Source organism: Roseovarius halophilus (ex Wu et al. 2025) (assembly GCF_047086965.1).
In genome coordinates, this window is record NZ_JBKOTX010000175.1 from 1 (window position 1) to 11303 (window position 11303).

The window sequence follows — 11303 nt, forward strand, 5'->3', positions numbered from 1 at the left end:
GAAACTCGGCCGTTCCGAAATGATGTCAGGCGGCCGGCGCAAGCAGGCCCTTCTGGGTGACGCCATGGAGGCGGTGCAACCCCGCGAGGTCCTGCGCGGCCTGCGCGGCCTGTCGCGCGGCGGCGACGGCATCCCCCGGGCCTGGCGTGGCCCCGGTCTCGGGGGCCGCGGCCTCTGCCTGCGGCGTCGCAGCTTTCGCCGCGGCCGCGGCGGGGGGCGCGGTGTCCGGCAGGTCATAGCGGTTCAGCGCCGTGTCCCCGATGGCCTCGTCCGCGCCCATCTCGATCTGCCAATCGAGAAGCGCCTTTGCCGTCCAGTAATCCAGTGCCGATTCCATGGCGGTACCCTACTCCCCCGCGACAGCCGGCAAAAGCCATGCCGCGCTTGCCCCCGGGACGGGCCACACCTATAACCCCCGCAGTCACGCCCACGGCACCGACAAGGGGAGCGGCCATGACCTTCCGCGCGGAGCACCTTCTGGGGATCGAGCATCTCTCGCCCGCCGATATCACCAGTCTCCTGAACCTCGCCGATCAATATGCCGAGCACAACCGCGAGGGCCGCGCCCATCGCGACGTTCTGGAAGGGCTGACCCAGATCAACATGTTCTTCGAGAACTCCACCCGCACCCAGGCGAGCTTCGAGATCGCCGGGACGCGACTGGGCGCGGACGTGATGAACATGGCCATGCAGGCCAGTTCGGTGAAAAAGGGCGAGACGCTGATCGACACCGCGCTCACCCTCAATGCGATGCGGCCCGATCTGCTCGTGGTGCGGCACCCGCAGTCCGGCGCGGTTGACCTTCTGTCGCAAAAGGTCGAATGCGCGGTGCTCAACGCCGGGGACGGGCGCCACGAGCACCCAACCCAGGCGCTGCTGGATGCGCTGACCATCCGCCGCCACCATGGCCGTCTGCACCGGCTGTCCATCGCCATCTGCGGCGATATCGCGCACAGCCGCGTGGCGCGATCCAACATCCTGTTGCTGGGCAAGATGGAAAATCGTCTGCGGCTTGTCGGGCCGCCCACGCTGATGCCCGCGCAGATCGAGGACTTCGGCGTCGAGGTCTACCATGACATGGCCGAGGGGCTGCGCGACGTGGACGTGGTGATGATGCTGCGCCTTCAGCGCGAACGCATGGACGGCGGTTTCATCCCCTCGGAACGCGAGTATTTCCACCGCTACGGGCTGGACGCCGAGAAGCTGGCCTATGCAAGGGAGGACGCCATCGTCATGCACCCCGGCCCGATGAACCGCGGGGTCGAGATCGACGGAACCATCGCCGACGACATCAACCGCAGCGTGATCCAGGAACAGGTCGAGATGGGCGTCGCCGTGCGCATGGCTGCCATGGATCTTCTGGCGCGTAATCTGCGCGCCCGCCGCGGGGCCGAGGCCGCCGGGGTGATGGTGTGACGGCCAGTGCCGGCGGCCCGGCCCTGCAGGAAGGGGAAGAGGTGATCTTCGACCATGTGCCTTCGCTGCGGTCCTTCCAGGGGACGGCGCTTGTGGCGCTGGGGCTGACGTTGCTTCCGGTGGTGGCCTTCGCGGCGGCTTTTCCCGACAGTTTCTGGCCTGCCTTGCCTGTCTTCCTGACCTGCTTGATCCTGCTACAGGAACGGGTCCGCCTGGGACGTCACCGCGCCTGGATCACCCGGCGGCGCATCATTCTGCAAGGGGGCGAAGAGGTTGCGATGTCGGATGTGGAACAGGCCAGGCCGCGCCTCCACGGGGTGCGGGTGACCTGCCCGCGCGGGCCGGTGCGGCGACTGGACCTCTCCTATGCGCCCGACAGGTCGGCCCTGGCGCAGGCGATCAACAGCGCGGCAAAGGAGGCAGCATGAGCGATCAACTGGCGATACCGGCGGCCTCGGTCCGCAGCGTTTGGGTCTTCTCCGTCGACCTGCCCGAGTCTGACCTGGACGCCTTCCGCGGCAAGGCTCCGGAAGGCGCCAACGGGTGCCTGTCGCCGCTGATGGAGGCCGTCGGAGCCGGGCGGCTGGCCCCGTCGCACGTGGAACTGTTCATGGCCGAGACCCTCGCGGGTTATGGAATGGCCGATTACCTGATCGAGGCGAATGGCATGGACGCGGTCAGTGTGGACCCCGACCGCGCGCGGCTCGACGCGCTGACGGGGCCGGTTCTGCTGGTCTTTTCGGGCGCGCTGGCCGATGGCATCGACCGGCTGGAGCCCAAGGCGCCGCTGACGCTGGTAGGCCGCTACACCGAGACGGTGACGTTCACGCTGCGCGCGCCGCTGCGGTCCGACGCCGCCGAAACCCCTGCCGCGTCGGTCGAAGACCCCCTGGACAAGCGCCCCTCGGACGCGGCCATGTCCGGGCGGATCGCGACGATCGCCTTGCTGGTTCTGTTCCTCGTGGTGGGTCTGATGCTCTGGGTGGCGGCATGAGCGATTATGAACTGACACCCACGGTCGATCTGGCGCCGGACGAAAAGGTGCGGGCCAGTTTCACGGCAGACCGCATGACCTACTGGCGGGATATGGCCTGGATGGCCGTGGTCGCCATGCTGGGCGGGATGGCCGTGCTCTGGGCCTTCGGCAACCCGCATGTCTGGACCGGTGCCATCGGTGGTCTTGCGGCCATCGCCCTGCGCGGATGGTATGTCCTGAGCGACGAGATGGGCGTGCGCTGGGATCTGACCGACCGCCGCCTGCTGGGCCCGGCGGGCCGCGACATCGCGTTGTGCGCGATCGACAAAGTGCGGCGGCTGGGATCGGCGGTTCAGATCGTCACCCGCGGCGGCGACAAGCACCTGATCAAGTACCAGGCCGACGCGCCCGCGGTCATGGCACAGTTGGACCGGGCGAAAGGGGGCTGAGATGAAAACGCTGATCGAGAACGCCCGGCTGATCGACCCCGAGGCGGGCACCGAGACCCCGGGCGCGGTGCTTGTCGAGGCCGGGTGCATCCGCGATGTCATCACCGGCGACACCGCCGGGATCGAGGCGGTCCGGGTGGACGCGGGCGGCGCTTGCCTCGCCCCCGGGATCGTGGACATCGGCGTGAAGGTCTCCGAGCCGGGCGAGCGCCACAAGGAGAGCTTTGCCAGCGCGGGCCGGGCAGCCGTCGCCGGGGGGGTGACCACCATCGTGACGCGCCCCGATACGCAGCCTGCCATCGACACGCCCGAGACGCTGGAATTCGTCGAGCGCCGGGCCAGTGCCGACACGCCGGTCACGGTGCTGCCCATGGCCGCCCTGACCAAGGGTCGCGAGGGCCGCGAGATGACCGAGATCGGCTTTCTGATGGACGCAGGCGCCGTGGCCTTTTCGGATGCCGACCGGGTGGTGACGGACACGCGGGTCTTCGCCCGGGCGCTGACCTACGCAAGGTCGCTCGATGCGCTGGTGATCGGCCACGTTCAGGAGCCGGGCCTCTCGGCGGGGGCGGCGGTGACCAGCGGCAAGTTCGCCTCGCTGCGCGGCCTGCCCGGCGTGTCGCCCATGGCCGAGCGGATGGGGCTGGACCGCGACATCGCCCTGCTGGAGATGACCGGCGCGACTTATCATGCCGACCAGATCACAACGGCGCGCGCCCTGCCGGCGCTGGAGCGGGCCAAGCGCAACGGGCTGAACATCACCGCCGGGGTCGGGGTGCATCACCTGACACTCAACGAGTTGGACGTGGCCGACTACCGCAGCTTCTTCAAGCTCAAGCCGCCGCTGCGCGCCGAGGATGACCGCCAGGCGGTGGTCGAGGCCCTGGGCGCGGGGCTGATCGACATCATCTCGTCCATGCACACCCCGCAGGACGAGGAATCCAAGCGCCTGCCCTTCGAGGAGGCCGCCAGCGGCGCGGTCGGCCTGGAAACCCTGCTTCCGGCGGCGCTGCGGCTGGTCCATGCGGGGGCGCTCAGCCTACCGCAGCTGTTCCGGGCGCTGTCGCTGAACCCCTCGGCGCGGCTGGGGCTGAACAGTGGCCGCCTGGTCGGGGGGGCACCCGCCGACCTGGTGCTGTTCGATCCGGATGCCAGCACCCGGCTGGACCGGGCCACGCTGCAGTCGAAATCCCGCAACACGCCCTTTGACGGGGCCATCCTGCAAGGCAAGGTGCTGGGCACCTGGTCGGGGGGGCAGCGTGTTTACGGCTGAGGCGGGGCGCGCCCCGTGGACGGGGCGCCTGCGCTGCGTTCAGGCAGCGCCCGCCGACCCCAGGGAGGGACCATGCCAGAGATCGTGAGTTCCCCTTCCGTGCTCGGCCTCTGGGCGGCGATTGGCTATCTCGTGGGCTCGGTCTCGGCGGGGCTGCTTATGGCGCGCCTTTTCGGGTTGGGTGACCTGCGCCGGATCGGCTCGGGCAATATCGGTGCCACTAATGTCCTGCGCACCGGCAACAAGGTGGCGGCGGCCCTGACCCTCGCCCTGGACGCGGGCAAGGGGGCCATCGCGGTGCTGCTGGCCCGTGCCTTCGTCGCGGGGGACGCGGTGCAACTGGCCGGGCTGGCCGCCTTCCTGGGCCACTGCTTCCCGGTCTGGCTGCGCTTTCGCGGCGGCAAGGGGGTGGCCACTTTCCTCGGCACGCTGCTGGCGCTGGCCTGGCCGCTGGGTCTCGCGGCCTGCGCCACATGGGCGGCCACGGCGGCGCTGTCCCGCATCTCGTCGCTTTCGGCGCTGGTGGCGGCCGTGCTGGGCCCGCTCTGGGCGGCTGCGCTGGGGCGGCCAGATCTGGGGATGCTGTGCCTTGTCCTTGCGCTGGTGATCTTCTGGCGGCACGCGGACAATATCCGGCGCATTCTGAACGGCACCGAGAAGCGGATCGGGCAGAAATCGTGACACGCGGCTCGTACCCGAGCGGCGTGCTCAGTAGCTGAACTCCTTGTAGATACGGGTCAGGTCGCCGCCCCATGCCCCGTGATAGGCCTCGAGCAGTTCATCCGCCGGGGTCCGTCCCGTCTCGATCGTGTCTTCCAGCGCGTGCAGGAAGTGACGCTCGTCCACCACCATCCCGCCCAGCCCGGGCCGGGCGCGGGCCTTCAACCCGCCGCGGGCGATGTCGACGACATCCTTGGCCAGGTCCTGCATGGTGCGCCCGCCAACCTTGGCCTGTAGCCCGTGGACCGCGGCCTCGACCCGCCAGGCCTCGCGCGTCTCGGCATCCCAGTCCTTGACGAGGTCCCAGGCGGCATCCAGGGCGCCCTGGTCGTACATCAGCCCGACCCAGAAGGCGGGCAGGGCGCAGAGCCGCCGCCAGGGGCCGCCATCGGCGCCACGCATCTCGATGAATTTCTTGATCCGGGCCTCGGGAAAGATGGTGGTCAGGTGATCGGCCCAATCCGACAGGGTCGGGGTTTCGCCGGGCAGGGCGGGCAGCTTGCCATTCAGGAAATCGCGGAAGGACTGGCCCAGGGCGTCGATATACTTGCCGTCGCGGTAGACGAAATACATCGGCACATCGAGCGCGTAGTCGACCCAGCGCTCGAACCCCATGCCCTGTTCGAAAACGAAGGGGAGCATCCCGGTCCGGTCCGCGTCGAGGTCGCGCCAGATGCGGCTGCGCCAGCTTTTGTGGCCGTTTACCGTGCCCTCGAAGAAGGGCGAATTGGCGAACAGTGCCGTGGCCACAGGTTGCAGGGCCAGGGCAACCCGCAGTTTCCGGACCATGTCCGCCTCGGACCCGAAGTCGAGGTTCACCTGCACCGTGCAGGTCCGATACATCATCTGGGTGCCGTGGGTGCCGACCCGGCCCATGTAATCGGTCATCAGACGGTAGCGCCCCTTGGGCATCATCGGCATCTCGTCATGTGTCCAGATCGGGGCGGCACCCAGGCCGATGAAGCCCGCGCCGATCTCGTCGGCGATGTCCTTGACCTCGCGCAGGTGGGTGTTCACCTCGTCGCAGGTCTGGTGGATGGTCTCCAGCGGCGCGCCCGACAGTTCCAGCTGCCCGCCCGGTTCGAGCGAGACATTGGCGCCGTCCTTTTCCAGCCCGACGATGTTCTCGCCCTCGAAGACCGGCGCCCAGTCATAGCGAAAGCGCAGCCCTTCCAGCATCGCCTTGATCGAGCGTTCGCCGTCATAGGGCAGGGGCCGCAGGGTCTCGGTGCAATAGCCGAACTTCTCGTGCTCGGTGCCGATGCGCCAGTCTGCCTTGGGCTTGCAGCCCGCTTCGAGATAGGCGGCAAGCTCGTCTTGGCTCTCGATGGGGCCGCCGCCGGTCTGGGGAATGGACATGGGCGCGCGCCCCTCTTGTTTCTGTGATGTTCAGCGGGCTTGGTGCATCGCGCAGCGGGGCAAGTCAATGCACGGGGTCTGCGCGTTTTCGCGCGGGTCAGCGCAACCGACGCGCATGGGATGCCTCGCGGGTCCAGAGCGTGCGCGCCTGCGGGCTGGGGTGGTCCAGCGCGTGCAGCAGGTGATCGAGCCCGACCCCGGGCAGGGCGGCGAAGACATCGAATAGTCCGTCGGCGCCGCGCGCATCTGCCGGAATCGCAAGGCGGCTGCCGTCCTCGCCCACCAGCACCCAGTCGGGGCCGCCGGGGTGCAGTTCCAGCCTGGCAAGGGAGCCCATGTCCATGATCCCGCCCGCCTCGGGGCCCATGTAGGCGACGCGCCCTTCGCGCACCGTGACGATCCCCGGCCCGTCGCCCGCGCGGCGAAAGCGCCCGCGCTGGATGCCGGTGAGCACCAGCGCCAATCCCGCCATGACAACCGCCCATCCCAGCCATTGCAGGATGCCGAAGGCGGCCAGCCCCCAGTAGAGCCCCAGCGTCGCCACGCCCAGCCCGATCAGCGCCTCGCGCCAGCGCAGCAGCAGGGCCTTGATCTCGGGGCGCATCACCAATCCCCCAGCGCGCTTTGCCAGAGGGTCAGCGCGGCCACCGCCGCCGTATCGGCCCGCAGGATGCGGGGGCCGAGCGAGACGCCGGTGGCGCAGTCCATCGCTTGCAGGCGGTCGCGTTCGCGCGGCGAAAAGCCGCCCTCGGGGCCGATCAGGATGGCCGCCGGCGCGCGCAGGGCGTCGGGCAGCGCCACCGCCGCGCCCAGTCGCGTCTCGTCGCAGAACATCAGCGCGCGGGCGCTGTCCCAATCCTCGAGCAGGCGGCCCAGTTTCACGGGCGCGGCGACCTCCGGTAAGAAGGTGCCGCCGCATTGCTCGGCCGCCTCGACCGCGTGAGCCTGCAGGCGGTCCACCCGGACCCGCTCGGAGTTGGTGAAATCACTCAGAACCGGGCAGATGCGCCGCGCGCCCATCTCGGTGGCCTTCTCGACGATGAAATCCGTGCGGGCCTTCTTGATCGGCGCAAAAAGCAGCCAGAGGTCTGGCGGCTCTTGGAGGGCGCGCGTCTGCCTCACGCATGTAAGCCTGCCGCGCCGCTTGGCGGCTTCGGTGACGTCCGCGTCCCATTCGCCGTCACGCCCGTTGAACAGCGACAGGACGGCCCCCGCCCCCAGCCGCATCACGCCAAAGAGGTAATGCGCCTGGTCGCGTTCGAGGAGAATGGTTTGCCCCGCCCCCAGCGGGTGATCTACATAAAGCCTGACTTTCGACATGCGGGGACAGTATGACCGGGACGCCCGAGACGCCAGAGCAGGATGGAACCGTCGCCGATGCCTATCAGGGCAACTGGGTGGACCGACGCGCGCCCATGCAAACGCGGCCCTACCTGCGGTTGAGCCGCGCCGACCGGCCCATCGGGACATGGCTGCTGCTGCTGCCGTGCTGGTGGGGGCTGGCGCTGGCGATGCTGCAGACCGGGCGCGCTGGCTGGGGCGACCTCTGGATCGCGCTGGGCTGCGCCTTGGGCGCCTTCCTGATGCGCGGGGCGGGCTGCACCTGGAACGATATCACCGACCGCGACATCGACGGCAGCGTGGACCGCACCCGCTCGCGGCCGATCCCGTCGGGGCAGGTCGGGGTGCGCGGCGCGCTGGGCTGGATGGCGTTGCAGAGTTTCGTGGCGCTGCTGATCCTGCTGACCTTCAACCTCAATGCGATCCTGCTGGGCATTCTGGCGCTGGGGCCGGTCTGCGTCTATCCCTTCGCCAAGCGGTTCACCTGGTGGCCGCAGATCTTTCTGGGGCTGGCCTTCAACTGGGGCGCGTTGCTGGCCTATACCGCCCATGCGGGCAGCCTCGGCTGGCCGGCCGTGGCGCTCTACCTCGCGGGGATCGGCTGGACGCTGTTCTATGACACCGTCTATGCCCACCAGGACGCCGAGGATGATGCGCTGATCGGGGTCAAGTCCACCGCGCGGCTGTTCGGAGAGACCACGCCGCGCTGGCTGCGCCGGTTCCTGGTGGCCACTGTCAGTCTGATGGCGCTGGCGGTGATCCTCGCCGGCATCGACCGATCGGTCCTGGCGCTGGTGGTGGCGCTGGGCGGGCCCTGGGCCATGGGCTGGCACCTGATGTGGCAACTGCGTGGCTTCGATCCCGCGGATTCCCCCCGGCTGTTGCGGCTGTTCCGCTCCAACCGGGATGCGGGCCTGATCGCCCTGCCGTTTTTCGCCGTCGCCCTGATGCTGTGATTGAACCTCGCCGGGTGAGGGCCTATGCAATGGCGATCCTGCCCTGGTCGAGGCCTCATGCGTCTGTCGCAGCTGTTCATTCGTCTTGCCGTCTTCGCCGTTGCGGCGGGCCTGTGTGTGCTCGCCGCACGTGTTGCGGTTCAGACCGTCGAACGCACGTCGGTCGCCGCCGTGCAAGCCGCGCTGGAAGAGCGCGACCTGGACTTCGCCTCGGTTATCGGGGACGGACTGCAGGTCGTGCTGGAAGGCGAAGCGGGCAGCGAGGCCAAGCGGTTCCGTGCCCTTTCCATAGCGGGCGCGCAGGTCGACGCCAGCCGCGTCATCGACAACATGTCGGTGGTGGACCCCACCGGGATCGCGCCGCCGGATTTTTCCATGGAAATCCTGCGCAACGACAGCGGCATATCGATCATCGGGTTGATCCCGGCCGGCTCGGACCGCGCGGCGCTGAACGATCGGCTTGCCCAGCTCGCCGGGGACCCCGACCGAGTGGCGGACCTGCTCGAGAGCGCCGATTATCCCAGGCCAGACGGCTGGGGGGGCTCGGTCGATTACGCGCTGCGCGCGCTGTCGGCCTTGCCCAGATCCAAGGTCTCGGTGCGCGCGGGCCTCGTCACGATCGAGGCGATCGTCGAGTCCGACACCGAGAAGGCCCGGATTGAAGCCAACCTGGCCCGTGACCGGCCTGACGGCGTCGAGGTGTCGCTGGCGATCATGGCGCCACGGCCGGTGATTTCGCCCTTCACGACGCGCTTCGTGCTCGACGCCGAGGAGGCGCGATTCGAAAGCTGCGTTGCCGACACGCGTGCTGCCGAAGAACGGATCATCGCCGCCGCCCGCGCCGCCGGGGCCGAGGGCCGTATCGGCTGCACAGTCGCGCTGGGGGCGCCCTCGGGCACTTGGGCGCAGGCGGTCGAGCTTGCCATCGGGGCCGTGGCTGACCTCGGCGGCGGCACCGTCACGCTCTCGGATGCCGATGTTACGCTTGTCGCCCCACCGGAAACGGCCGAAGGCCGCTTCGACGAGGTCGCCGGGGCGCTGCAAAACGCCCTACCGGAACTTTTCGCGCTCGAGGCGGTGCTGCCGGAGGCGCCCGAGGACGAACCCGAAGGCCCGCCCCAATTCGTCGCCACGCTGAGCCCCGAGGGCTTGGTACAACTGCGTGGGCGGATCTCGGATGCGCTGCTCAATACCACGGCGCAGAATTACGCGCGCGCCCGGTTCGGCTCCGATGACATCACCATGAGCACCCGCGTCGTCGACGGCTTGCCCGAGAGCTGGAGCGTGCGGGTTCTGGCCGGGATCGAGGCGCTGTCGATGCTGTCCAACGGGGCAGTCGTGGTCGAGCCCGGCCGCGTCGCCGTGCGCGGTAACTCCGGCGACGTGGAGGCCGATGGCAAGGTGTCGCGCCTGTTGATCGACAAGCTGGGCAACGACCAGGACTTCGAGATCGAAGTCGCCCATGTCGAGGACCCGGACCCCATAGATGCACTGCCCACGGACGCCGAATGCCTCGCGCAGATACAGGCCGTCACCGCGGAACGAAAGATCACCTTCGAGCCGGGATCGGCCACGATTTCCGGGCCTGCCATATCAGTCGTGGACGGCATCGCCGACATCCTGCGTCGCTGTGCCGACCTGGGCATCGAGATTGCCGGCTATACCGACAGCCAGGGCCGCGAGGAAATGAACCAGCGCCTGTCGCAGCAGCGCGCGGAAGCGGTGCTTGCCGCCCTGCGGATGCGCCGGGTGCCGACCTCGAGTTTCCGTGCCGTCGGTTACGGCGAGGCGAACCCGATTGCCGACAACGACACCGAAGAGGGCCGCGAGGCCAACCGCCGGATCGAGTTCTCCTTGATCGAGGCCGATGAGGCGGGCGAGGCTGGGGAAGACGCGTCGGATGATGATGAAGACGCCGGTGATGATAGCGGCGAGGATGCCGCGACGGGAGAAGACGAATGAACAGAACCGAGTTCATCATCGCCACGGCGATCGTGTTGTTCGTGGCCTTCGCGCTGGGATGGTTCGCGAACTGGCTGGTCAACCGCTTCACGCGGGTCAGCAAATCGGACGTGGGCGAACTGGACAAGATGGCCCAGGCCCTGCACGAGGCCGAGGAGACACGCGACCAGGCGATCACCTACCTGCAGCAGCGCGAAGCCGAGATGACCAATCAGCTGGCCCAGACCGAGGCGGAGCTGCGCGCCGCCATGGACGGACTGCGCGCCGCGCGCGCCGAGGCCGACGGCCTGCGCGCCCGGCTGGAAGGATAGCCGAAAGAGGGCACGGCGGTGCGCTTGCGGACAGAACGCGGCCGCGCGCCTACTGAAGTCTGGGCAATCATTCCGGCGGCGAGTCCGGGGTCTCGGGTGCCGCATCCGGGGGCGTGTCCGGCGCGGGGGCGCCCCCTGTGCCCTCGATTGCGGCCATGAGATCCTGCAGCTTGAGGTCCAGCCAGAGCCGCCAGTCGTTGACCTGCGCGACATAGGCCGCCATTGGATCGGCCAGTTCCGGCACCGCCGCGCCGATCTGTGCCGCGAAAGTGTAGACCAGCGCGGCCAGCACGGCCAGCAGCACCACCAGCAGGAACCCGGCCCGCCCCCCGCCGGCGCGGCGCGGCACCTCGGTGGTTTCGGGCAGCGGCGTGTCGGCGGCATCGTCCGTCCGCAGGGTCGCGTTGATCTCGTCGATGTCGGGCAGCAGGTCGCGGCGGCTCTGGTCGGGTTCGGGTCGGGCGGTGCCCGTGGCCGAAGCCGTCGCGGTCGTCGCTGCAGGGTCCTGCGGGGCGGCGCTGTCCTGGCCGCGCAGGCGTT

At 69.0% G+C, this 11303-nt stretch carries 12 protein-coding genes and 2 pseudogenes; 10 read left to right on the forward strand and 4 right to left on the reverse strand.

Features of this window, described 5'->3' with window-relative positions:
• The 7 genes and pseudogenes from ACH107_RS25030 to plsY all read left to right on the forward strand — a co-directional run.
• Positions 1 to 76 (forward strand): annotated as a pseudogene (locus tag ACH107_RS25030) (ribonuclease III); the annotation flags it as partial.
• Between the two features lie 377 nt (positions 77 to 453).
• The gene (locus tag ACH107_RS25035) at positions 454 to 1416 is read left to right on the forward strand and encodes an aspartate carbamoyltransferase catalytic subunit (protein ID WP_310691482.1); all 963 of its coding nucleotides are present in this window, start codon (positions 454 to 456) and stop codon (positions 1414 to 1416) included.
• The gene (locus ACH107_RS25040) at positions 1413 to 1844 is read left to right on the forward strand and encodes a hypothetical protein (RefSeq protein ID WP_412508283.1); all 432 of its coding nucleotides are present in this window, start codon (positions 1413 to 1415) and stop codon (positions 1842 to 1844) included. Before ACH107_RS25035 ends, ACH107_RS25040 begins: the two co-directional genes overlap by 4 nt.
• A complete protein-coding gene (locus tag ACH107_RS25045; RefSeq protein ID WP_310691484.1) occupies positions 1841 to 2410 on the forward strand; it encodes a hypothetical protein in 570 nt (189 codons plus the stop codon). Before ACH107_RS25040 ends, ACH107_RS25045 begins: the two co-directional genes overlap by 4 nt.
• A complete protein-coding gene (locus ACH107_RS25050; protein ID WP_412508284.1) occupies positions 2407 to 2841 on the forward strand; it encodes a hypothetical protein in 435 nt (144 codons plus the stop codon). The genes ACH107_RS25045 and ACH107_RS25050 overlap by 4 nt, the downstream gene beginning before the upstream one ends.
• 1 nt (position 2842) lies before the next feature.
• Positions 2843 to 4114, forward strand: coding sequence for a dihydroorotase (pyrC, locus tag ACH107_RS25055; protein WP_412508286.1), 1272 nt, complete (start codon positions 2843 to 2845; stop codon positions 4112 to 4114).
• Between the two features lie 72 nt (positions 4115 to 4186).
• Positions 4187 to 4795: a glycerol-3-phosphate 1-O-acyltransferase PlsY gene (gene plsY, locus ACH107_RS25060; RefSeq protein ID WP_310691487.1), complete on the forward strand. Its 609-nt coding sequence runs from the start codon at positions 4187 to 4189 to the stop codon at positions 4793 to 4795.
• A 27-nt stretch (positions 4796 to 4822) separates the two neighbouring features.
• On the opposite strand, the gene ACH107_RS25065 is transcribed toward plsY, so the two are convergent.
• From ACH107_RS25065 to ACH107_RS25075, 3 genes are all read right to left on the reverse strand, one after another.
• Entirely contained in the window at positions 4823 to 6193 is a 1371-nt protein-coding gene (locus ACH107_RS25065) for a glutamate--cysteine ligase (protein ID WP_412508288.1), read from the reverse strand.
• A 97-nt stretch (positions 6194 to 6290) separates the two neighbouring features.
• Positions 6291 to 6797: a hypothetical protein gene (locus ACH107_RS25070; protein ID WP_310691489.1), complete on the reverse strand. Its 507-nt coding sequence runs from the start codon at positions 6795 to 6797 to the stop codon at positions 6291 to 6293.
• Positions 6797 to 7513: a 16S rRNA (uracil(1498)-N(3))-methyltransferase gene (locus ACH107_RS25075; protein ID WP_412508289.1), complete on the reverse strand. Its 717-nt coding sequence runs from the start codon at positions 7511 to 7513 to the stop codon at positions 6797 to 6799. The genes ACH107_RS25070 and ACH107_RS25075 overlap by 1 nt, the downstream gene beginning before the upstream one ends.
• An 11-nt stretch (positions 7514 to 7524) precedes the next feature.
• Between ACH107_RS25075 and ubiA the strand changes: the two genes are divergently transcribed.
• The 3 genes from ubiA to ACH107_RS25090 are packed head-to-tail and all read left to right on the forward strand — an operon-like array spanning position 7525 to position 10763.
• On the forward strand, positions 7525 to 8490 hold the full coding sequence (ubiA, locus tag ACH107_RS25080; protein WP_412508290.1) for a 4-hydroxybenzoate octaprenyltransferase: 966 nt from the start codon (positions 7525 to 7527) through the stop codon (positions 8488 to 8490).
• 57 nt (positions 8491 to 8547) lie between these two features.
• Positions 8548 to 10452, forward strand: a complete 1905-nt coding sequence (locus ACH107_RS25085; protein WP_412508292.1) for an OmpA family protein — start codon at positions 8548 to 8550, stop codon at positions 10450 to 10452.
• Positions 10449 to 10763 (forward strand): hypothetical protein, encoded by a 315-nt coding sequence (locus ACH107_RS25090; RefSeq protein WP_310691493.1) that lies wholly within the window; start codon positions 10449 to 10451, stop codon positions 10761 to 10763. The genes ACH107_RS25085 and ACH107_RS25090 overlap by 4 nt, the downstream gene beginning before the upstream one ends.
• Positions 10764 to 10830: 67 nt before the next feature.
• Here ACH107_RS25090 and ACH107_RS25095 read toward each other — a convergent pair.
• Positions 10831 to 11303: pseudogene (locus tag ACH107_RS25095) on the reverse strand (hypothetical protein); the annotation flags it as partial.

Excerpts from the sequence above, each read along its gene's own strand:
- ACH107_RS25035 (WP_310691482.1), top strand. The coding sequence starts at position 454 with ATGACCTTCCGCGCGGAGCACCTTCTGGGGATCGAGCATCTCTCGCCC.
- ACH107_RS25045 (WP_310691484.1), top strand. The coding sequence starts at position 1,841 with ATGAGCGATCAACTGGCGATACCGGCGGCCTCGGTCCGCAGCGTTTGG.
- ACH107_RS25050 (WP_412508284.1), top strand. The coding sequence starts at position 2,407 with ATGAGCGATTATGAACTGACACCCACGGTCGATCTGGCGCCGGACGAA.
- pyrC (WP_412508286.1), top strand. The coding sequence starts at position 2,843 with ATGAAAACGCTGATCGAGAACGCCCGGCTGATCGACCCCGAGGCGGGC.
- plsY (WP_310691487.1), top strand. The coding sequence starts at position 4,187 with ATGCCAGAGATCGTGAGTTCCCCTTCCGTGCTCGGCCTCTGGGCGGCG.
- ACH107_RS25065 (WP_412508288.1), bottom strand. The coding sequence starts at position 6,193 with ATGTCCATTCCCCAGACCGGCGGCGGCCCCATCGAGAGCCAAGACGAG.
- ACH107_RS25070 (WP_310691489.1), bottom strand. The coding sequence starts at position 6,797 with ATGCGCCCCGAGATCAAGGCCCTGCTGCTGCGCTGGCGCGAGGCGCTG.
- ACH107_RS25075 (WP_412508289.1), bottom strand. The coding sequence starts at position 7,513 with ATGTCGAAAGTCAGGCTTTATGTAGATCACCCGCTGGGGGCGGGGCAA.
- ubiA (WP_412508290.1), top strand. The coding sequence starts at position 7,525 with ATGACCGGGACGCCCGAGACGCCAGAGCAGGATGGAACCGTCGCCGAT.
- ACH107_RS25085 (WP_412508292.1), top strand. The coding sequence starts at position 8,548 with ATGCGTCTGTCGCAGCTGTTCATTCGTCTTGCCGTCTTCGCCGTTGCG.
- ACH107_RS25090 (WP_310691493.1), top strand. The coding sequence starts at position 10,449 with ATGAACAGAACCGAGTTCATCATCGCCACGGCGATCGTGTTGTTCGTG.